This is a genomic window from Thioalkalivibrio sp. AKL7, from assembly GCF_000381705.1.
GTDB classification, from domain to species: domain Bacteria; phylum Pseudomonadota; class Gammaproteobacteria; order Ectothiorhodospirales; family Ectothiorhodospiraceae; genus Thioalkalivibrio; species Thioalkalivibrio versutus.
Map to the genome: position 1 here is coordinate 1 of NZ_KB906948.1, position 21,666 is coordinate 21,666.

The window sequence follows — 21,666 nt, forward strand, 5'->3', positions numbered from 1 at the left end:
CGGATCGCGGAACAAAAAAAGGGCTCCCCGAAGGGAGCCCTCAACTCGATGCCCCGGGGGGAGGGCCATCAAGACTAGAAAGCGTTCTAGCGTCGGTTATGCGGCCTGGCGGTAGGCGGAGCGGCGGCGGATGCCACCGACCCCGATGAAGCCGGCCAGGATCAGCAGGGACAGGCCCATCAGCGCCAGGGTGCCCGGTTCCGGCACTGCGAAGCGCAGGCTGCCATCGTGGGTGGACTGGGTTTCGCTGAACAGGGACTGGCCTTCGCGGGTGTCGCCGTACACGTTGTTGGCATCGTCACCGAAGAAGGTCTCCGGCGGCGGTTCCTGGATGGTGCCGGCGCTGGCGAAGGCGGAGACGATGAAGGTCGGATTGCCTTCTTCGTCTTCCAGCAGGTCGGCGAAGTCGATGCCGTCGCTGGTAAACCAGAAGCCCGGCAGCACGTTCACCACCTCGAATTCGAAGGTGAAGGTCCCCTCGATGAAGGCCCCGCCCTGGCTGTCGAATTCCAGGATGCTGTTGCCGGACTTCAGGGCCATCTCCATGACCTGTTCGCCGGCGCTGTAGTGTGCCGCCGCCGCTTCATAGTCCTGACCGAAACCGGGCGTCACGCCGGACATGAACAGCTGGAAGTTGTCGGTGCCTACCGCGGTGTAGTTGGCGTTGACGACGTAATTGCCGCCGACTGTATCGGTGCCGGTCACCACGCCGCGGAGTTCGTCCCAGAGGAGCCCCATGGAGTAGTCGTTACCAAGGATGTCGCCGGACTGGGGTGCGGCCGCGTTGGTGACGGTTCGGTAGGACGTGGCATCGCCGTACCCGCGGTCATAGAACACATCGCCGACCTGAACCGGGTTGTTCGGGTCCTGAATGTACTGGAAGGTCTGAGTGTTCAGGTCGAACTGGATCCGGCGGACGTTTTCGACCGATCCGCTGTAGTTTGCGGTGGCGTCGAGGTTCATGTCGAAGTCGATCACCTCCGCTGCCGTCGCGGTACTCGCACCTGCGGCGAAAATGCCGACGCAGAGCGAAGCAAGAAGTACTTTTTTCGCGTTCAAGGTATTTCTCCTGATGCTCAATTTAAAACGATTCAACCATCGCCGGGGTTTGGCCTGGTGGCCGAGTCTGTTGCTGTCGCAGTTATTACAAAGCAGATGCCGTGCCAATCTTGGGCTTGAGAATTGATAGCTCATAACCCATTGTTTTTGCGATAGATATTTAAGGGGCTTGGCGGGGGGTTTTGCATTCGCCGCCGTGTGCGGGTGGTTTGCCCGCGATCTCGGGGCGGAACTGTAAAGGGGGTCGACGAAGGCTGGCGTGGGTTCGGGGCTTCAGGCCGATGGGCAGGGGTCCATGGGCAACAAGTTCCATAAAATCAGTGACCTGCCGGAAATGGCTACTTGTAAAGCCTATCGACAACGGGCCACGGGAGGCCCTTGGGACCGGCAAAGGACCGGGGCGACGGGCCGTTTGCGAGGGGGCGTGATGTGCGGGGTACGCGAACACCGAAAGACCGGTCGGGTCTGGCGGGCGCGACGGGTCTAGGCGGTACGCGCCCGCGACAGTCGATGCGCGACGACCAGCATGGCGGGGAGTACCAGCAGGTCGAACAGCAGGGCCGCGATCAGCCCGAAGGCGGTCAGCCAGCCAAAGGCGGCCGTGGGCTGGAAGTCGGACAGCGCCAGCAGCAGGAACTGAGCCACCAGCACGATGGTGGTGGCGGTAATCGCGCGACCGCTGCGGCGGAAGCTCCGGGCGAGGGCCCAGGCAACCGGGCTGCCACGCCCGCGGCGCTGGCGATAGTTGTGCAGGATGTGGATGGTGTCGTCCACTGCGATCCCGATGGCGACACTGGCAATCATGGCCGTGGCCATGTCCAGCCAGATGCCCAGCAGGCCCATCAGGGCGAAGATCATCGCCACCGGAGCCAGGTTGGGGATCATGCTGAGGAGGGTCAGGGGAACGGAGCGCCACATCAGCAGCATCAGCAGCGTGATCATCGCTGCCACGGCATACAGGCTGTGGAGCTGGCCTTGAATCAGCAGGCGTTCCTGATCCGCAAACAGCCTTGCCATGCCGGCCATGTCCCACTCGAGATCGGCCGGTGGGTTGGCCTCCAGATACCCCCGCAGATCGTCCATCAGCGCGTTGATGGACCGGGCGCCGTGGGCGTTCAGGTTGAGCAGGATGCGGCTGCGTTCGAAGTCGCGGTCCACGGCATCGAACAGATCGCGGCCGTCGTAGATGAACAGGTACTGGGCGACCAGGTTGGGGTCGTCGGGGATCCGGCGGTAGTCCGGATCTTCCTCGTTGAAGGCCCAGTGCATCTCCGCGACCAGGTCCGGCAGGGACAGGCTGTAGTCGACCTCCGGTCGCTGGTCCAGCCAGTGCTGTACGCGCTGGATCGCCTGCAGTCGGCCCGGATCCTGGAGGCTGTCCCAGTCCGGGCCGTCGAACACCACCTCCAGTGCCATCACCCCGGAGAGTTCGCTCTCCACCGCGCGGGTGGCCTGGGTAATCGAGTGGTTGTCGTCAAAGAAGGCGTACAGATCGGTCTCGACCTCGACGTGTCGGATCTGCGGGATCGCCAGGGCCAGGAGGATGGCCGTGGCCAGCAGCACCCAGCCAGCCCGGCGGATTGCCAGGTGTGCCGCCAGCGCGGTCACGCGGTCGAGCAGGAGCAATCCGCGCTTGGGCGTGAGCCAGTCGCCGCGGTCCCAGCGTCCCATGATCGCCGGCAGCAGCAGCAGCACAATCGCCGCGGCGAGGAGGACGCCAAAGGCCCCGATCAGGCCAAAGGTCTCGATCGGCCGGATGCTGCTGACTTGCAGCGAGGCAAGCCCCGCCGCGGTGGTCAGCGCCATGAACCACGTGGGCCGGGCCACGGCGGCAAGCGCCGCTTCCACGCGCGCGCGCCCCTGATGGCCGCGTTGCGCGGCGTGCAGCATGGCGTTGAAGAAGTGCATCAGCATCGCCACCGTGAGCGCCGTCAGCAACGGCGGCAGGATCGCGGAGATCAGCGTGAACGGGCGGTCCAGCAGGATCAGCAGGGCGATCGCGGGGCCGGTCACCGCGCTGATGGTGGCCGCGGACAGCACGACCACCAGCGGGCGCCGGAACAGCCACCACAGGAGCAGGAGGCTCACGGTCATGGTGCCCGGAACCAGGAAGGCGAGGTCCTTGACCATCGCCCGGAGCTGGGCGACATCCAGGGCAATGTGTCCGGCAATGGCCGCCAGCTCGTCTTCCAGGTCATGTGCGCCGATCCGGTCGCGCAGCAGGCGTTCCAGTTGCAGGCGTTGCAGGCTGTTGTCGAGGGCGTGCGGGCGCACGATCACGGCGAGGGCCTCGCCTCCGGTGCCGGCCACCAGGCCGGGGGCGAAGCGATCGCGCAGCACCCGTTCGCGCCATTGTTCCGGGGTGCGTTCGTCCAGCGCCCGGCCGTCGACCAGACGATCCACCGTGAAGCCGTCCGCCGTCGCCCGGATGTGATCCAGGGTGGTGACCGACAGCACCCGTTCGACGGTCGGGTCGGCCTCCATGTCCTGTGCCAGCGCATCGATGCGCTCCAGGAAGTCCGTCTCGAACAGATCGCTTCCGGTGAACAGGCCGACCAGCACCTGATCCTGGGGGAAGCGTTCGCGCAGTTCACGATCGAAGGTGACGGCCGGGGCGTCCTCGGGGAAATAGGATTCTGGGGCGTTGTCCAGATTGACCTGCAGCAGGACGGGGCCGGGCAGGAGGATCAGAAGGGCCAGGATGCCCAGCGCGAGCAGGGGGTGCCCTCGGAGCCAGCGCATCAGAACTGACCCCGCCAGCCCGTTACCAGCATGCGGTTATCGCGATAGAAGCCCCCGGCGGTACCCTCGGCACCGTCCAGCCAGTGCAGGCCGATATAGAACTCCATGGGCTCGCGGGCAATCCACGCGAGTTCCGGGTTCAGGTAGATGTCGCGCCGGTTCAGGCCGACCGAGTACCGCATGCGGGCGCGCCAGTTGTGGCCGCCGAACGGGCTTTCCAGTTCCCCGGTCAGGAAGTAGCTCTCCCGGGCATCCAGCATGTCCCCGGCATTCAGCAGGTGCTGGCCGGCCAGTTGCGTGGTCATGCGGAAATCCCCGTCCCCGGGGAAGCCCTCGGCACCGATCACCCAGTCGACGCCTTCCACCGTGGTCTGGCGCAGATCGTCCGCGCGGGTGACCGGCACATCGCTGAGCCAGGCGGCCTCGGCCCGCCAGGTCCAGGCGCCGGTGGCAAAGGCGGTGTCGCCGCCGACCACCCAGGTGCGCGGGTGCACGGCCTCCAGCGTCGGGTCCCCGGCGGGCTGGCCGGTCAGGATGGCCTGGCGGGTATCGCCATCGAAGCGGTAGTAGGGCTGCGAGTGCCGGGCGCGCTGGATTGTCACGGCAAAGTCGGCGCCCCGCCCGGAGCGTCCCAGCCGCACCCCGGCGCCGCCGTTTCCGGAGACATCGTCGTCGAGCGTGGCCTGTTCGATCAGGGGCGCCAGTGCCGGGTCCTGCGGTAGCCCCAGCAGGCGGCCGCGGTTGCGGTCCACCGGGTGCCAGAGGCTGTCGCGATCGGGCAGCTCCGCCGGCCGGAAGATGGGCAGGAACACCAGGTCGGCGTGCCAGGGCCCCTCGAAGAATTCCGCGCGGATGGCGGGATTCGCGCGTCGGCGTTCGCCGTAGGGGTCCAGCCCGAAGCGGGTCAGATCCTTGGTGCTGAGCCGGTCGGTGGGTGGAATCTCGTCCACCCGTCCCCACAGGATGCGCTGGGTGCCGACCGTGATGCGCGTGCGGTCGCCGCGGTAACGCAGGAAGTTCTCGTCGTAGTCGGCGCGGGCCCGCGTCGTGCGCGGATAGTCGCCACCCTGTTGTGCCTGGACGTCCATGCGGGCGCCCAGGCGCAGGTCCCAGTCCTCGTTCAGGTTGCGCCGGGCGCTGACCACGGCGCGCCCGTGCTGCACGTAATCCACGGGGCGCCCGGAGGTGCCCAGGACCCCGAGTTCGACCATCGCCTCGTCGACGCGCAGGTCCCAGGCGGAGGTGCCGGTTTCGGTTTCCGCATCTGTGTCCTCGTCCGGCCGTTCGCCAAATACAAACTCGCGCCGTGTTTCGCCGTCGGGGGTGGCTGCAACGCTGTCCGCCGATGCCGAGTCGGTGTGTTGGGGGGCTCGCGGAGGTGCGGCGTGCGCTGGGTCGGCGGCCCTGGCCTGGCCGCCAGGGGTATCCGGGCTCGACAGGACGGCGCCCACCTGCAGGGTGCGTTCGTCGCCGGTGAAGGCGTGCGGATTGTGCTCGAATAGAAGCTGGACCGTCTCCTGGATGGAGGCGTGTTCGTCCGGACGCAGGTGCTCGGCCAAGTCCCAGAGGGTGTCGCCCGGCTGAACCGTATACGGTCCCGGAGAGGCGGCCGCCAGGGGCAGGGGGCCCAGCACCAGCAACGCGGCGAGGGCCAGGGCGGGGTGCCCCCCGGCCCGGAGGCCGTCGGCGTTATGGGCGATAGGGGCGCGCAAGGCTCGGGTCCGACAGGCCGCGGATGGTGAACAACTCGCTCGGCAGCCCGCTGTTGTAGGTCACGTCCTCGACCTCGAGGATGGTGGTGCGGTCGCTGGCGAGATCGGTCATGGCGCTGCGGGTGACCGTCCAGTAGCCCTGGATGTCCTCGATCCGCTGGACCTCCAGGCGTTTGGACGGTTCGTCCCCCCCTTCGTACAGGTCAATTCGCAGCGGCAGCATGGTCTCCTTGTGGATCCAGCTGACGCGCTTGCTGTAGACGGAGTTGCCGGAGTCCACGGGGATGCTTTCGAGGATAGTGACGGGCGCCCCTTCGTAGGTTTCCTCGCCCAGGATGCGATGGTGGTCCTTGTGTGGTTCGCGGTCTTCCAGATCCTCGAAATAGAGTTCCGACTGCACGAAGCTGCCGCCCCGGTTCTCGCTGCTGATGCGGCGCTCGCGCTGGATGGCGGGGAGATACAACCACTGATCGACGTCACCCCCGGGGTGGTTGTGGATCAGGATGGCGGTGTCGGCGATGTTGCGCGGCGAGGTGAAGCGGATGAGGTTGCGGCTGGCGCCGGGCTCGTCGCCTTCCAGGCGGTATTCGTAGCTTTCGCGTACCCGCTCGCGGCGGCCGCCGCCGGTGAGGGTCATGATCCCGCGGGTGACGGCGTCGTCGCCGTCCGGGCGTTCGTGCACCGCGCGCGCCAGATCGCGTGCCGCGGATTCCTCGGCCAGGGCCGCGGTGGGGAGGACGGCGGCCGACAGCAGCAGGGCCGTGCCGGCGAACATGGCGATCCGGGTCATCATGGCGTCATTGTACCCCCGGGTTTGCGGCCCGCTGTTGGGCGCGCTGGGCGTGCAGTCGCTTGCGGGCCATGCGGATCAGCAGGCGATGCAGCGGGTTGCGGTTGCCGCCCGGGCGCCACGTCCGCGCCAGGCGCTGGCGGTAGGCATCGAAATGCACGCCCCGCGGGGCCCACGTGACCGTCCCGCGGCCCAGCAAGAGCTTGAGCACCTCGGTTCCCATGACCCCGGCGCACAGGTCGCAGGCCATGGGCGTGGAGGGCCCGCGCCGCGCGGCCAGGTCGACGGCTGTCGGGTCGGCCAGGTAGGCCATCTGCAGCATGGCGGGGGCCAGCCCAATCATGAAACGAAGCGCCAACTCCTCGTCGTCCAGGCCGTCGTGCAGGTCGAAGTAGGCATCGAAGCTCATCCCGCCGGGACGGAAGTTCAGGAGCGCCGCCCCCATACCGAGGGGCGCCACCGTGACGGCCGGGATGCCGCGCTCGGCGCAGGCCGCGAACACCTGGCGCCGGATGTCGAAGGCGAAGAAGTCGAGGCCATCGACATAGACATCCACGCCGGCGAGGAACGCACCGAGGTTGTCCGGACTGATGCCCTGCGGGAACGCGTCGATCTCGAGCTCCGGGTTGATGTCCCGGGCCATCTCTTCCAGCACCTCGACCTTGGGCCGGTCCAGGCGCGACAGGGCCGCCCCAACCTGGCGGTTCATGTTGTGCAGTTCGAAGATATCCGGATCGGCGATGCGGAAGTGGCCGATCCCGAGGCGTACGAGTGTCAGCAGATGGGCACCGCCAACACCGCCCAGGCCCGCGATTGCAATCCGCGCCCCACGCATCCGCTGCAGTTCGCTGGTGGTCACCCAGCCGACGGTGCGGGCGAATGCCGTCTGGTAGTCGAAGGCGGAGCTCAATTCCTCAACCCGTGGTATCCATTTTCAGGCCTCGTCGGTCGCGGGTGCCACGCCCGACCGCCCGGCAGGCCTGCCGGGCGCATGGGGGCGACGCGGGGCCGGGCGGCCTTCATCGGCGTGGTGGCGGGCAGTGGATGCGGTCGGTGCAGCAGGGTCGATTCCACGTGCCGGCACAGCTCGCTCAGGGCACTGGATTGCCGGATGCTTTCGTACGCCTCCCCGGAGTCGATATAGAACGCTGCGCGCTTGCCGTGATAGTGCACGATCTCGCCAATTTGAGTGAACTCGAGTCCGGTGTGGCGCAGGATGCGGGCGAGTGCTGGCTCCATCATGGCAAAGGCATGCTGCTTGCGGTGGTGCACGCAGAGCAGGGTCGCGGCCACGAACAGGCTGACCGCCAGGATCGGGAATACGCGAACCTGGTCGGGCGAGATTTCCAGTGCCTCGATGTCGCCGAACGGTGTGGCGGTCTCGCCATGGCGCCGCCGAAACATGCCGTGGACGGCGAGGCGGGATACCTCGCAGATGTTGTCGCGGTCCAGCCGGTCGGGGCGCCAGGCGCTGTCGAAAAAACTCTCGCTGCAATGGCGTTCCATCGGCAATTGCGTGATCGAATCATGGGCGTCGACATGGACCACTCGCACACACCCGGCCGCCATGGCGCTGGGCTTGTGTTCCAGCAGGCAGTGCCAGGCCTGGGTGTCGTACTCGTCGATCTCCTTGTGCCCCGGGCAGTCTTCTTCACGCTCGAAGCCGAACTCCTTGCAGTACACCTGATAGCGAAGATGCTGGATCTCCTCCAGGCTTTGCCCGGTGCGCGTGGAGAGGTCGAAGTACCGATTGAACGCACTGACTACCGAGTCGCTTTCCACGACTAGTTTCCTCCTGCTACGAGCCCCGCCGTATCCGAGGGCGGACCCCATGGCTCGGGAGCTTCCGCATGGCGCGGCGTGCATTCCGGTCCGGGACTCTCCCATGCAGTGTAGTGCGGAACTTCCGAAAGTGCCGGAAGCTGCAATCGCTGCCGCCAGGCCTTCAGGGCCTCGCCCGCTTCGTCCGTGTGCGTCAGGCAGGGTATGCGTGTGCCCCGATGCCGGTGCGGCGAGCCACAGACCTCGACGGGCAAGCCATGGCATCGCAGCAGTCGCGCGAGCGCCGGGCGCACCAGAAAGAACATGCGCAGGTATCCATGCCGTCGTGCGTATTCCTGCGAGGCCTGACACAGGTGATAAAGCACCTCGGGCGAGGCCCCGCGTACGATCAGTCGCGAAACTTCCACTGCCGGAACATCGGCGTCGGCCTCCACCTCCGGGAACAGTCGGCAGTTTGTCGTGGTCGGCAGTGGGCGCTTGCCCGGGAGGATCAGGCGCATCGCGCCGACCCAGCGCGTTTCCGGCGGGCGACCCTCGTGGCTGATCAGGAAGTGTTCGGCATGTTCGTCGTAGGCGTCGCGCTCAATGCCCTCCGGGTGCTGCTCGGCGGGTTCGAACCCGGTTTCGCGGCAGTACACCTCGTAACGCAGCCGGTAATGAATGCGTCGGGCGGCCTCCGACCGGGCGAGGTAGGTGCGGATCCGGCCGGGGCTATCCATCTGATCGGGCGCGTCCGAAATCGGACGCGACGAGCGGTTGCGGGGACGCTTTTGCGATTTCTGCCTGAATGGTCGTCCAGTGATTCATCTGTCTGCTCCCGTGGGTTGGAGATTAGTAGCCGCTCGCTTCAGGCGGCGGCATTCGCGAACTGCAGCCCGACCCCCCGTGGACTGGAAAACACAACGACGCCGTCGCGGGCGCCGTCATTCGGCACGATTACCCGGATGGCGGTCCCGGGCGGTGGCCGTGGCTGGTAGCGCAGCGGCATGACGCGCGCGCCGGAGCGCGAGATGTCCATCAGACGGCAGTGAGCCGGCCGTCCCTGGATCCACATTTCCGTGCGCAGGTTGACCGCCTCGCGCGGCCAGCGCCGTCGTTCCCTCTGCTCGCTAGTGGCCTCGTCGGCCTCTTGTCCCTCGCCGAATTGCCACGCGATGGCTGCGCCCCAGTGCTGCTCCTCCGCCGATCCGGCGTAGATCTGTGCCTGTGCCGGTTCGGTGATCGGGGGCGACCCCAGCCGGTTGATCAACGCCGCGACGAAGCTGGCGGAGACCTGTTCGTACTCCCCGGCGGTTTCCAGGTCCTGGTATAGCTGGCCATGGATCTCGTCGAGGATGCGGAGACGTTCTGCCCATGTCTCGTTCACGATTGCGGGGAACCAGAAGTCCGCGAGCTCCAGTGCCAACTTTTCGTGACTCATCAGCGATCCTTGATGGTCGGTGCAGGGGCCGCTGCGGATGTGAAACTCTACCCTGTGTGTGCAGCAGCAAACTCTGTACCAGTACACAGAAATGACAGGGATTCGCTCATCCTCGCGCGAGTCGCCTGCGCCGTGATTTGCCCGTCAGTTCGCCAGCTGTAAACAATCCCGACATCTGTGGACAGTCCCTGGCAAACCCACTTCAATGAACCTGGGATTTCTCCCAACCCGGCCTCGCCGGCACGCCGGTGTCGAGCCCGGGGGGTCCCGGCGCAAGGCAGGCGCGTCCGGGGGGACAGGTATTTGTTAGCAGATCGGCCCGCGAGCGCTACTAGGCGCCGGTGCGGTCGGCGGGAAGCTGGGTTGTATGGAAAAGATCGTTCAAGAGCTCTGGCAGCATGTTCGCTCCACTTGGCGCAAGCGCTGGTGGATCCTGCCCATTGCATGGCTGGTCTGTCTGGGCGGCTGGGCCTACGCCCACAACCTGCCCGATACCTATCAGGCAGATGCCCGGGTCTATGTGAATACCCAGTCGGTGCTGGATCCGCTGCTGCGCGGGATGACGGTGCGGCCGAACACCGAGCAGCGCCTGCTCATGATCACCCGTACCCTGTTCAGTCGTGACAACCTCGAGGAGATCGCCCGCGAGAGCGACCTCGACGTTCTGACCGGCAACTCCAACCTGGATGCCCAGATCGCGTTGCTGCGCGCACGGCTGACGCTGGACGTCGGCGAGCGCGACAACATCTACAGCGTGAGTTTCCGTCACGGAAACCCCGAGGTGGCCTATCGCGTGGTTCGCGAGACGGTCGATCTGTTCATGGCTCGCGGCATGGGCGACTCGCGCCTCGATCTCACCACCTCGCAGGCGTTCATCGAACGCCAGCTCGAGAACTACGAGCAGCAGCTGCAGGAGAAGGAGGCCAAGATCGAGCAGTTCAAGCGCGACAATGCGCGCTTCCTCAGCGGCGACGGCAACTTTTACTCGCGTCTCGAGCGCACCCGTGACCAGCTGCAGCAAGCACGCTTGCAAAAGCGGGAGGCGCAGAGCCGGTTGCAAACCCTCGTGCGGCGAGCCGGAAGCGGACCGGGGAGTTACGAGAACGCGGAGCTGGATCGGCGTATCAGCGACCTGCAGCAAAGCATCGATTCGATGCGTCTGCACTACACCGACGAGCACCCGGATTTGGTCTCGTCACGGCGCATTCTGGAGGAGCTGGAGGCGCGTCGTGAACAAGAGACGCAGAACCCGCAGGCGATCCAGCGCCCGGGCAGCGGTAACGAGGTACTGCAAAATGCCATCAGCGAAACCGAAAGCGAGATCGCGTCACTGACGACCCGGATCGCCGAATTCGAGGACCGGGTTGCGCGGCTGGAGGGCGACGTGGATCGCGCACCGGCGGTGGAGTCCGAGCTGACCTCCCTGACCCGCAATTACGACGTCATGCGCAACTCCTATCGCCAGTTGCAGGATCGCCGCGAGCAGGCGGTGATGTCGGGGGCCGTCGAAAGCCAGACCGACGCGGTCGACTTCCGTGTGCTCGAGCCGCCGCGTCAGCCCACAGCCCCGGCCTCGCCGGATCGACCCATGCTGGCCACGGCCGTACTCCTGGTCGGTCTGGGTGCGGGCACCGGCTTTGCGTTCCTGCTGTCGCAGCTGCGCCGAACGATCAGTAGCAGCCACCAGCTGGCGGCGGTCACCGGCCGCCCGGTTCTGGGCAGTGTCTCGCGGGTGCGTACGCCGATGAGCCGCCATCGCCGGTTGTCCGAGCTGATGGTGTTCACCGCCGCATTGGGGGCGCTGGTGCTGGTATATGCCGTGGTTATGGGACTTTACGCGACCGGATCGGAAGCCCTTCTGGACGATCTCCTGGGGCTGTTGCGATGACGGAACCGCGCAGGTGCGGGATGGGATGCCCCGGCAATTCGGTGGCGTGCCGACTATCTTTCAGGGAACCGGCCGACTCGACGGAGTCGGTTGCCGGCAAGGGGCTGACAGCATAATGAGCATTATCGAGAAGGCACTGGACAAGAACCGGGCGCGTCAGCCGGTCCCTGAAACAACGGCCGAACAGGCGGCCGCCCCCGAAGCCGCCACGCGCGAGCCCGAACGCTGGCGAGAGCCGGTGTCGCAGGAAGTCAGCATCGATTTTGCCTGGCTGCGCAAGCAGGGACTCATCGTTCCGGGGGATCAGCGTTCCAGTGTGGCGGAAGAGTTCCGCATGATGAAACGCCCCCTGCTGAACAATGCATTCGGGCGTCATGCCGCGATGCGTGTGCCCAAGGGCCGGCTGATCATGATCACTAGCTCCCTGCCAGGGGAAGGCAAGACCTTCACCAGCGTAAATCTGGCCCTGAGCATGGCGATGGAGCTGGAGCGCACCGTGCTGCTGGTGGATGCCGATGTATCACGACCGGCTATCCCCCGCACCCTTGGGTTTCACGCTGATCTCGGGCTCATGGATGTCCTCAGCGAACCCGACATCCAGATCCCCGATGTCCTGCTGCGAACCAACGTGGAAAACCTGACCGTTTTGCCGGCAGGCCGCCCCCACGGACGCTCGACCGAGATCCTGGCGAGCGACGTGATGCGGGATCTGGTCGATGATCTGCATGACCGGTACGAGGATCGCATCATCCTGTTCGACTCCCCGCCCCTGCTGGCCACCAGCGAGCCGGGCGTCCTGGCGACGCACATGGGGCAGGTCGTGATGGTAGTGGAGGCCGATCGCACCCCGGCGAGCACGGTGGAGCGAGCCATGCATCAGCTGGATTCCTGCGGCGTCGTGCTCACCTCCCTCAACCGCGCGACGCCCGGTATCGGCATCGGCGGTCAATATTACGGGGGTAGCTACTATGGCATCGAGCGTGATCATGTCGCCGACACCTCGGCCCGCTAGCTTCCAGCGCACGGGGCGGCCGTTGCCGGCCCGCTGGTGGCTGGTCGGCATGGCCGTGGTCGCGCTGGCATCGCCCGCAAGTGCGCTGGCTGTCGAGTGGACATTGACCCCGCGGGTCACGGTGTCGGCCGAGGTCACCGACAACGCCCGTCTGGCCCCGCGAGGCCAGGAGGAAGCGGACCTGATCGGTACCGTCAGCCCCGGATTTACGCTGCGCGGGGAAGGCGCACGCAGCGATACCCGTATCGATTACCGCCTGAACTCGCGCTTTTATCTCGACGACTCGCGCCAGGGGCGCACGACGCACGCCCTGCGCGGGCGCAGCAACTGGGAGCTGGTGGACGACACCTTCTTTGTCAATGCCGGGGCCTCGCGTACCGAGCAGGTGGCGTCGCTCCTTGACCCGGTAGGCATCGGTAGCAGTACCCCGCGCGGAAACCTGCAGGAGACCACCGCCTACAGCGTCTCGCCGATGCTGCGGACCCGTTACGGCAGTTTCGCCACGCAGGAGGTCCGCTACACCTATGGCGCGACCCTGTACCACCAGAGCAACCGCCAGGACAGCGACTTCCACCGGGGCGAGTACGTCCTCAACAGCGGAGCTGCCTTCAACCGCCCGTTCTGGCAGGTCGCCGGGTTCTACGAGGAGGAGCGCTTCGACAATGGCCTGGAGGGCGAGTTCGGGCAGGTCAGCGGGACGCTCGGCTATCGTTTCGGGCGGTCCCTGCGTCTGTTCGGCGTGGTGGGCGAGGACTTCAATGATTACGCGACGACCCGCGAAGACGATGACGGCAGTTTCTGGCAGGTCGGCGCAGGCTGGGCCCCGACCCGGGTCACCAACATCGAGGCGCGTTACGGCGAGCGCTATTTCGGCAAGAACCGCGCGCTGTCCGTGAATCATCGCAGTCGCCGCTCGACCTACCGCCTCAGCTACGACGAGGGGGTGAGCTCGACCCGGCAGCGGCGTGAGGGCCCCTTTGCCCAGTTGGCGGAGGATGCGCAGTTCATGACCATCGACGAGTTGCTGGAGAACTACACCCTGGAGGAGATCTTCCTGTTCGCCCTCAATCCGCAGCTGGGCGACGAGGCGTTCGTCGAGGGCTACTACTTTACGCGGAGCTGGCGTGCGGGCTGGAGCTATGACACCGGTCGCAGCGTATTCGGGATCAACCTGGTGCAGACCGAGCGTGAATCCGAGACCCAGACCAATGTCGGCCTGTTCGAGGACAACCGGATCCAGCGCGGGGCCAATGCCTTCTGGCAATGGCGGTATGGCCCGCGTACGACGTCCCTGGTGAGCGCTGGCGTCACCCAGACCGATTTTACCGACAGCGATCGCGAGGACGACCTCTGGTACCTGCGTGCCAGTGTCAGCCGTCAGCTGGCCCCGGACACCACCGCGAGCCTGGCCGTCCGGCACCAGCGTCGGGAGTCGAACAGCGCGGACAACGAGTATCGCGAGAACGCGATCATCGGCACGCTGACCAAGGAGTTCTGAGGCATGTACGAAGAATTCTACGGCTTCACCGGCCGCCCCTTTGCCCTGAGCCCCGATCCGCGTTTTTTCTATGCCAGCAAGGGCCATAGTCGGGCGATGGCGTATCTCGAATACGGCGTGCAGCTGGAGGAGGGCTTCATCGTTATTACCGGCGAGGTCGGGGCCGGCAAGACGACGTTGGTGCGCAGTCTGTTCGAGACCCTGAGTGACAAGCCCCTGGTGGCGGCGCAGTTGGTCAGCACCCAGCTGGATGCAGAAGACTTGCTGCGTTCGGTCTGTCTCGCGTTCGGGCTGGACGATGCTCCCAGTCACAAGGCCGGCCAGCTGCGCCGTCTGGAGACCTTCCTGCGCGATACCCGGGCGCGTGGCCAGCGCGCGCTGCTGGTGGTCGACGAGGCGCAGAACCTGGGCCCCGATGCCGTTGAGGAGCTGCGCATGCTCTCCAATTTCCAGGGCGAGGACGGGCCGCTGCTGCAGAGCTTCCTGCTCGGGCAGCCGGAATTCCGGCGCCTGCTGCGGAGCGAGGACATGCAGCAGCTGCGCCAGCGGGTGATTGCGACCTACCACCTGGGGCCGATGGACGCAGACGATACCCGGGCCTACGTCGAGCACCGGCTCGCCCGGGTCGGCTGGAACGAGCGGCCGCATTTCGAGGACGACATCTGGGCGCGCATCCACGACTACACCAGCGGCATTCCGCGCAAGGTAAACACCTTCTGTGACCGCCTGCTGCTGATGGGGTACCTGGAGGAATGTACCGACCTGGATGCCGCGCGGGCGCAGCAGGTGATCGACGAGATCGAGGAAGATCTGGAAGGGGTCCTGCTGGATGAGGGGCCGTCTGCCTCGGTACGCCCCGAAGCCGGGTCGGGGTCGGACGGCCTGGATGATCGCCTGGTGGCCAGCCAGGTCTCCATGCTGCGGATCGAACAGGATATCGAGGCACTGGAGGAACGCCTGCAGCGGATCGAGCGCAATCTCCTGGTCAACTTCCGGGCGACCCAGGAGGTGCTGAAGATCGTGCGCGACGAGGGCTACGAAACGGCGTCGCTGGCGCCGGTTTCCAGTGCCGCGCAGTCGTAGCTGCCGAGGCCTGACATGCAGACGCAAAGTCCCGATCGGCCCAACGCCCTGACCGTCGATGTGGAGGATTACTTCCAGGTCTCGGCACTGGCCCCGCGCATCCCGCGCGATACCTGGGACACCCGCGAATGCCGCATCGAGCGCAACCTTGATCGCATCCTCGAGCTGTTCGATCAGAGCGGCGCGCAGGCGACCTTCTTCACCCTCGGCTGGATCGCCGAGCGTTACCCGCATGCGATCCGCCGCATCGTCGACGCCGGCCATGAGCTGGCGAGTCACGGCTACGGCCACGAGCGGGTCACGGATCTGACGCCCGCGGCCTTCCGCGCCGATATCGAGCGCGCCCAGCGCATTCTCGAGGACCTCTCCGGAGCACCGGTCCGCGGTTATCGCGCGCCCAGCTTCTCGATCGGCGAGGGCAATCTCTGGGCGCTGGAGGTGCTGCGCGAGGCGGGACTGGAGTACAGCTCGAGTATCTACCCGGTGCACCACGATCACTACGGTATGCCGAAGGCCCCGCGACACCCGCATCGCCCGATGCCCGCCGGGGTCCTGGAGCTGCCCCCGGCGACCCTCCGCATGGGCGGGCGCAACCTGCCGGCGGCCGGTGGCGGCTATTTCCGGTTGCTGCCCTATGTGATGTCGCGCGGGGCCCTTCGGCGTATCGGGGCACGGGACGGGATGCCGGCGGTTTTCTACTTCCATCCCTGGGAGATCGACCCCGATCAGCCGCGGGTGTCCGGGCTTGGGGCGCGGAGCCGTTTCCGGCACTACGTGAACCTGCACCGCATGGAGTCGCGCCTGAAGCGTCTTCTGCAGGACTTTCGCTGGGATCGCATGGACCGCGTGTTTGCCGCGGAACTGACGGCACCCGGGGACCATGCAAGAGTGACAGGGGAAGACAATGTACGAACCGCCTGATCAACGTGCCAGCGGTACCGGTGCCCTGCAGGTCCGGAAGCTGTGTGCGGCCGACCATGCGCGCTGGGATGCGTTCGTGGAGAACTGTCCGCAGGCCACCTTCTTCCACCGCGCAGGCTGGTCGACCGTTTTGCGCGAGGCGTTCGGACACGAGACGCACTTCCTCTATGCCGAGGTGGATGGCGCCATACAGGGCGTGCTGCCGCTGGCCCGTATCCGTTCCCGTCTGTTTGGGGACTCGCTGTCATCGCTGCCGTTCTGTGTCTACGGTGGTGTGGCCGCAGTCACCGACGGCGCGGCTGCGGCGCTGGATGCCCGAGCACAGGAGCTCGCCCGCAGCCTGAATGTTGATTATCTCGAGTATCGCCAGCGCGAACCGAGGCACCCGGACTGGCCGACCAAGAGCGAGCTCTACTTCACCTTCCGCCGCCTTCTGGATCCGGATGTCGACGCGAACATGAATGCGATCCCGCGCAAACAGCGGCGCATGGTGCGCAAGGGCATCAAGGCGGGCCTGGTCAGCGAGGTCGAACATGACATCGACCGCTTCTACCCGATTTACGCGGCCAATGTCCGGCGCATGGGGACCCCGGTCTTCGGCCCGAATTACTTCCGCAAATTGCTCGACGTGTTCGGTGATGATTGCGACGTGCTGACGGTGACGCATGAGGGCGAAGCGATCGCCAGCGTGGTCAGCTTCTGGTTCCGCAACGAGGTGCTGCCCTACTACGGCGCGGGAACCCCGCGGGCCCGCGAAGTGGCGGGCTACGACTTCCTCTATTGGGAATTGATGCGCCGTGCCTGCGAGGCGGGCTACCGGGTGTTCGATTTCGGCCGCAGCAAGCGCGATACCGGGTCCTTCAGCTTCAAGAAGAACTGGGGCTTCGAGCCGCAGCCGCTGTACTACGAATACGACCTGGTACGCGCTCGAGAGATGCCGGACGTCAATCCCCTCAACCCGAAGTACCGCTACTTCATCGCCGCCTGGCAGCGCCTGCCCCTGCCCGTGGCCAACTGGCTGGGCCCCAAGATCTCCCGCTCCCTCGGCTGAAGGGCCTTTTCACCACAGAGGCCACAGAGAACGCCGAGCAGGTCAAGGGCGGATTGACCACGAAGGGCACGAAGACACGAAGTGCATCCAGAAAAGATTGTCCGGGGGAGAAATCGAATTCGACCCGCTATCGAGAAAGGCCATCGGATTGGCGATCGAGGTACATCGTGAGCTTGGGCCGGGACGGTTGGAATCGGTTTGCGAGAAATACCGGGTGCACGAAATGCTGGAATCGGGCCTGTCCTGTGTGTCTCAGGTTCCGATACCCGTCACTTACAAGGGCAGACGCTGGATTGTGGATACCGTATCGACATCCTGGTCGAGGACAGACTGATGATGGAATTGAAAAGTGTGGATGCCCTGCAACGGGTTCACGTGGCCCAAACTCTCAGGTACATGAAACTCTCGAATATCGCGCAAGCCCTGTTGATCCATTTCAACAGCGGGCGCCTCAACGATGGCCTCAACCCTGGTTCTTTGATTTGAATGCCCTTCTTCGTGCCTTCGCGAGCTTCGTGGTGAACAAGCCTTATGGATGATCTGTTGTATCTGGTGCACCGGATTCCGTGGCCGCCCAACAAGGGCGACAAGATCCGTTCGCACCACATCCTGCGCTATCTGGCGCAGCACTATCGCGTGCATCTCGGCACGTTCATCGATGACCCGGCCGACGCTGCCTACCTGCCCGAACTCGAAGGGCTGTGCGCCAGTGTCTGTGCCCGTCCATTGCCGCGCCGCCGTGCCCAGTTGCGCGCCCTGAGCGGCTTGCTGAGTGGCGAGGCGCTCAGCGTGCCGTGGTATCGCGACCGGGAACTGGCGCGCTGGGTCCGGGCAACGCTGGCAAGGCAGCCGGTCGCCCGAGCCCTGGCCTTTTCCTCGGCGATGGCCCAGTACCTGCCGGAGGGGGACGGGCTGACCCGGGTGGTCGACTTCGTGGACGTGGATTCCGACAAGTGGACGCAGTATGCGCCGACGCGTCGCTGGCCCATGAGCGCCATATATCGGCGCGAAGGGCGGCGGCTGCTGGCATACGAGCGACAGGTCGCGCAGGCCAGTGACGCCAGCCTGTTCGTGTCGCCGGCCGAGGCGGACACCTTTCGCGAGCAAGCACCGGAAGTGGCGGACCGGGTGCATGCCCTGAACAACGGTGTCGATGCCGACTTCTTCTCGCCCGATGCGGTTGCGGCACCCGGTCCCTATGCGGAGGGGGTGCGCACCGTGGTGTTCTCGGGGGCGATGGATTACTGGCCCAATGTCGATGCCGTGATCTGGTTCGCCGACCACGTCCTGCCTGCGTTGCGGCTCGAACATCCCGGTGTGGAGTTCTGCATCGTTGGCAGCCGGCCGGCCCCGGAGGTGATGGCGCTGGCGGATCGCCCCGGTGTCACGGTGACCGGATTCGTGGACGACGTGCGACCGTGGATCGCGCACGCGACCGTCGTCATTGCGCCCCTGCGAATCGCCCGTGGGGTGCAGAACAAGGTCCTGGAGGCGATGGCCCTGGCGCGCCCGGTCGTGGCCAGCCCGCAGGCTCTGGAAGGCCTGACCGCGATGGCTGGGCGCGAGGTGATCCGTGCCGAGGCCGAACCGGGCGCGTTTCTGCAGGCCGTTTCCGGATATCTGCGTGCACCGGATCCGGCGCTCGGGCACGCGGCGCGCACCCGGGTGCTGGCGGACTATGACTGGGCGCGCAATCTCGCGCACCTGGGCGAGTTTCTCCGCCTGCACCCCGGCGGGGTCCCCGGCGCCGAGCCAGTCCCGGAGGCTGCCCATGGACGCTGAAACGCTCAACATCCGGGCGTCCGTGCGCGGCTCGTCCTGGTGGCTGGCCGGGCCGGTGCTGGTGCTGGGTCTGGTCGTGCTGGGATGGATGTTCTACCCGACGTTCGAATCCATTGTGGCCGTCTGGAACCGTTCGGAGACCTTTGCCCATGGTTTCCTGATTGTCCCCATCGTGCTGTTTCTGTTGTTTCTCAAGCGCGAGGAGGTGCTGGCCCTGGAGCCGCGTCCTTCCTGGTGGGCGTTGTTGCCCTTGCTGGGCTTTTCGCTGGTCTGGGTGGCGGGAGAGCTGGTGGATGTGGTGTCCGTGCGTCAGTTCGCGGCCGTCCTGATGATCCCCGCGCTGTTCTGGCTCGTGCTGGGCAATGCGATCACCTGGCGCTTGCAATTCCCTCTGGCGTACCTGCTGTTCGCGGTCCCGTTCGGTGAGTTCCTGGTGCCGCCGCTGATGGATTTCACCGCGGACTTCACCGTAACGGCGGTACAGCTCACCGGGATCCCGGTCTATCGCGACGGGTTGTATTTCGATCTGCCCACGGGCCGCTGGTCGGTAGTCGAGGCCTGCAGTGGTGTGCGCTATCTGATCGCGTCGGTCGCGCTCGGCACCCTGTACGCCTATCTCATGTATCGCAGCCCCTGGCGGCGGTTCGTGTTTGTCGGCGTCTCCATCGTGGTGCCGATCGTCGCCAATGGCCTGCGGGCCTACATGATCGTGATGATTGGTCATCTGAGCGACATGGAGTATGCGGCCGGGGTCGATCACCTGATCTATGGGTGGATCTTCTTCGGGGTGGTCATTGCGCTGATGTTCGGGATCGGGGCCTTCTGGCGCGAAGATATGGACCCGCCCGCCGCACGCGTGCACACGCCGAAACAGCGACGCTCGTTGCAGGCCGGACCGTTCGCCGTGGCGGCCCTGCTGGCGGTGGTGCTGGCCAGCATGGCCCCGCTGTATGCGGGTTGGATGAACCAGCGTGATCTCGGTCCGGTGGCGGGTCTGGGCGCGGGCCCGCTGGCCCCGCCCGGCTGGCGGGTGCTGGAGGATCAGGCCGATGCCTGGGAGCCGGGTTATCGCGGCGCCCGCGATGGCCGGGGTGGTCTCGTCACGGCGGAATATGGCGGGCCGCCGGTGGGCGTGCACGTGCTGTTCTACCGCGAACAGCACCATTACGGGAACATGGTGGGCTGGAGCAATACCCTGGCCGGGCGTCACCGCGTGGGGTCCTGGTCGCAATCCCATCGCGGGCAGGCCACGGTCGACGGTTACCCCAATCCCGAACGTTTCCTGTTGCACGGGCCCGGGCAGCAACTGCTGGTCTGGCGCTGGTATTGGGTGGACGGCCAGCTGACCACGTTGCCGCATACGGTCAAGGCTCGCGAGGCGCTGAACCGCCTGGTGGGTGGCCGCGATGACGCGGCCCTGGTCGTGCTCTATGTGCCCTATGGCTCCGAGCCCGGGGAAGAGGAGGCGACGCTACAGGCCTATGCGGCCGACGTCCTGCCCGAGCTCCTCGAGCAGCTCGCCGCTGTCGCGCGACAGTGACGGGCGCATCCGCCAAGACCGTCCGGGATGGTGACCCGCGACCCTGTGTGGCGCATATCATCCATCGCCTGGACATCGGCGGGATGGAGAACGGGCTGGTCAATCTAATCAACCACATGCCCGCGGACCGCTTCCGGCACGCCATCATCTGCATGACGGACTACACCGATTTTCGCCTGCGCATCCGGCGCGACGATGTCAGTCTGCATGCCCTGCACAAGCGCGAAGGCAAGGACCCGCAGGTCCACGTTCGCCTGTGGCGACTGCTGCGCGCCCTGCAACCGGATATCGTCCATACCCGGAACTTCGGCACGCTGGAGGCGCAGGTGACCGCCGCGCTGTCCGGCGTGCGCGCGCGCGTGCATGGCGAACACGGTTGGGATGTCGGCGACCTGGACGGCACGCGCGACCGCAACCGCCGATTGCGCCGGCTGATGCGGCCACTGGTCCGACACTACATTGCCCTTTCGCAGCATCAAAAGGGCTACCTGCGGGATGCGATCGGGGTGCCCACAGCGCGTCTTTCGCACATCTTCAATGGTGTGGATACCGGCCGTTTCGCACCAACGTCAGAGGCGTTCGTGCCCCCGTTTCCAGAGGGCTTCCGGGGCCCCGGTACCTTCGTGATCGGCTCGGTCATGCGCATGCAGGCGGTCAAGGCGCCGCTGGACCTGGCACGGGCCTTTGTCGCACTGCGCGAACGGATGCCGACGGAGTTTCCGCGCCTGCGTCTGGCGATGATCGGGGACGGCCCGCTGCGCGGGGAGGTCCGCCAGCTGCTGGAGCAGTCCGGGGTGGCGGGCCAGGCCTGGCTCCCCGGTGCCCGGGAGGATATCCCCGACTGCCTGCGGGCGCTGGACCTCTTCGTCCTTCCCTCGCTGGCCGAAGGCATCTGCAACACCATCCTCGAGGCGATGGCCACCGGGCTCCCGGTGGTCGCGACGGATGTCGGGGGGAACCCGGACCTCGTCCAGCCGGGGGTGACCGGGGTGCTGGTCCCGGCGGGCGATCCGGACGCGATTGCGGCCGCGCTGATGGCCTATCCCGGCGACCCGGCACGGACCGCACGGCAAGGTGTGGCCGCTCGTGCGCGGGCCGAGGCGGAGTTCAGCATGGACGCGATGGTCGCGGGGTACATGGGAGTGTACGACCGGGTATTAGGTAGACGCTGATCCATCGACGCGACTGCGTGGATGGATCAGCGCCTCCCTTGGCGGCACAGAACGCGGGGCGGCGCCGCCGTTAGTTCCGGCGCTAACGCCAGGGGCCCTGTGGCGCGTATCGCGGTCGGTCCGCGGCGGGGTTGTCGTTTATGCTGGATTTTCCGTGATGGTGCGGCGGGGCTTGCCCCGATCAGGGCCTCCCCGGGGGCACCGTCCGGCGTCA

18 protein-coding genes and 1 pseudogene are annotated in these 21,666 nt (G+C 66.1%); 11 read left to right on the top strand and 8 right to left on the bottom strand.

Annotation, left to right across the window (positions count from 1 at the left end):
• Positions 1-96: 96 nt before the first annotated feature.
• Entirely contained in the window at positions 97-1,059 is a 963-nt protein-coding gene (locus G315_RS0102905; RefSeq protein ID WP_026182054.1) for a PEP-CTERM sorting domain-containing protein, read from the bottom strand.
• On the opposite strand from G315_RS0102905, the gene G315_RS14615 reads away from it, so the two are divergent.
• On the top strand, positions 962-1,186 hold the full coding sequence (locus G315_RS14615; RefSeq protein ID WP_196801696.1) for a hypothetical protein: 225 nt from the start codon (positions 962-964) through the stop codon (positions 1,184-1,186). The genes G315_RS0102905 and G315_RS14615 overlap by 98 nt on opposite strands.
• A 356-nt stretch (positions 1,187-1,542) precedes the next feature.
• On the opposite strand, the gene G315_RS0102910 is transcribed toward G315_RS14615, so the two are convergent.
• The 7 genes from G315_RS0102910 to G315_RS0102940 form a co-directional block, all read right to left on the bottom strand.
• Positions 1,543-3,801 carry an RND family transporter gene (locus G315_RS0102910; protein WP_018144843.1) on the bottom strand — a complete coding sequence of 753 codons (2,259 nt, stop codon included), beginning with the start codon at positions 3,799-3,801 and terminating at the stop codon, positions 1,543-1,545.
• Positions 3,801-5,513 carry a LysM peptidoglycan-binding domain-containing protein gene (locus tag G315_RS0102915; RefSeq protein WP_019611895.1) on the bottom strand — a complete coding sequence of 571 codons (1,713 nt, stop codon included), beginning with the start codon at positions 5,511-5,513 and terminating at the stop codon, positions 3,801-3,803. The genes G315_RS0102910 and G315_RS0102915 overlap by 1 nt, the downstream gene beginning before the upstream one ends.
• A complete protein-coding gene (locus G315_RS0102920) occupies positions 5,491-6,306 on the bottom strand; it encodes an outer membrane lipoprotein-sorting protein (protein WP_026338812.1) in 816 nt (271 codons plus the stop codon). Before G315_RS0102920 ends, G315_RS0102915 begins: the two co-directional genes overlap by 23 nt.
• Positions 6,307-6,310: 4 nt before the next feature.
• The gene (locus tag G315_RS0102925; RefSeq protein WP_019611897.1) at positions 6,311-7,213 is read right to left on the bottom strand and encodes a ThiF family adenylyltransferase; all 903 of its coding nucleotides are present in this window, start codon (positions 7,211-7,213) and stop codon (positions 6,311-6,313) included.
• Positions 7,210-8,085: a PEP-CTERM/exosortase system-associated acyltransferase gene (locus tag G315_RS0102930; protein ID WP_019611898.1), complete on the bottom strand. Its 876-nt coding sequence runs from the start codon at positions 8,083-8,085 to the stop codon at positions 7,210-7,212. The genes G315_RS0102925 and G315_RS0102930 overlap by 4 nt, the downstream gene beginning before the upstream one ends.
• A gap of 2 nt (positions 8,086-8,087) precedes the next feature.
• A complete protein-coding gene (locus tag G315_RS0102935) occupies positions 8,088-8,804 on the bottom strand; it encodes an acyl-homoserine-lactone synthase (RefSeq protein ID WP_018144838.1) in 717 nt (238 codons plus the stop codon).
• Between the two features lie 128 nt (positions 8,805-8,932).
• Positions 8,933-9,505, bottom strand: coding sequence for a PilZ domain-containing protein (locus G315_RS0102940; RefSeq protein WP_018144837.1), 573 nt, complete (start codon positions 9,503-9,505; stop codon positions 8,933-8,935).
• Positions 9,506-9,872: 367 nt separating this feature from the next.
• Between G315_RS0102940 and G315_RS0102945 the strand changes: the two genes are divergently transcribed.
• The 10 genes and pseudogenes from G315_RS0102945 to G315_RS0102990 all read left to right on the top strand — a co-directional run bounded on the left by G315_RS0102945 (position 9,873) and on the right by G315_RS0102990 (position 21,452).
• Positions 9,873-11,393 (top strand): XrtA system polysaccharide chain length determinant, encoded by a 1,521-nt coding sequence (locus tag G315_RS0102945; RefSeq protein ID WP_018144836.1) that lies wholly within the window; start codon positions 9,873-9,875, stop codon positions 11,391-11,393.
• 115 nt (positions 11,394-11,508) lie between these two features.
• Positions 11,509-12,405 carry an XrtA-associated tyrosine autokinase gene (locus tag G315_RS0102950; RefSeq protein ID WP_018144835.1) on the top strand — a complete coding sequence of 299 codons (897 nt, stop codon included), beginning with the start codon at positions 11,509-11,511 and terminating at the stop codon, positions 12,403-12,405.
• 22 nt (positions 12,406-12,427) lie between these two features.
• The gene (locus tag G315_RS0102955; RefSeq protein WP_018144834.1) at positions 12,428-13,903 is read left to right on the top strand and encodes a TIGR03016 family PEP-CTERM system-associated outer membrane protein; all 1,476 of its coding nucleotides are present in this window, start codon (positions 12,428-12,430) and stop codon (positions 13,901-13,903) included.
• 3 nt (positions 13,904-13,906) lie between these two features.
• Positions 13,907-14,986 (top strand): XrtA/PEP-CTERM system-associated ATPase, encoded by a 1,080-nt coding sequence (locus tag G315_RS0102960; protein ID WP_018144833.1) that lies wholly within the window; start codon positions 13,907-13,909, stop codon positions 14,984-14,986.
• A 15-nt stretch (positions 14,987-15,001) separates the two neighbouring features.
• The gene (locus G315_RS0102965) at positions 15,002-15,907 is read left to right on the top strand and encodes an XrtA system polysaccharide deacetylase (RefSeq protein ID WP_018144832.1); all 906 of its coding nucleotides are present in this window, start codon (positions 15,002-15,004) and stop codon (positions 15,905-15,907) included.
• Positions 15,891-16,958 (top strand): FemAB family XrtA/PEP-CTERM system-associated protein, encoded by a 1,068-nt coding sequence (locus G315_RS0102970; RefSeq protein WP_018144831.1) that lies wholly within the window; start codon positions 15,891-15,893, stop codon positions 16,956-16,958. Before G315_RS0102965 ends, G315_RS0102970 begins: the two co-directional genes overlap by 17 nt.
• A 112-nt stretch (positions 16,959-17,070) precedes the next feature.
• A pseudogene (locus G315_RS13705) lies at positions 17,071-17,444 on the top strand (GxxExxY protein).
• Positions 17,445-17,489: 45 nt separating this feature from the next.
• Positions 17,490-18,740 (top strand): TIGR03087 family PEP-CTERM/XrtA system glycosyltransferase, encoded by a 1,251-nt coding sequence (locus G315_RS0102980; protein WP_019611899.1) that lies wholly within the window; start codon positions 17,490-17,492, stop codon positions 18,738-18,740.
• Entirely contained in the window at positions 18,730-20,280 is a 1,551-nt protein-coding gene (gene xrtA, locus G315_RS0102985; protein WP_019611900.1) for an exosortase A, read from the top strand. The genes G315_RS0102980 and xrtA overlap by 11 nt, the downstream gene beginning before the upstream one ends.
• 47 nt (positions 20,281-20,327) lie before the next feature.
• Positions 20,328-21,452 (top strand): TIGR03088 family PEP-CTERM/XrtA system glycosyltransferase, encoded by a 1,125-nt coding sequence (locus G315_RS0102990; protein ID WP_019611901.1) that lies wholly within the window; start codon positions 20,328-20,330, stop codon positions 21,450-21,452.
• The last annotated feature ends 214 nt before the right edge of the window (positions 21,453-21,666 follow it).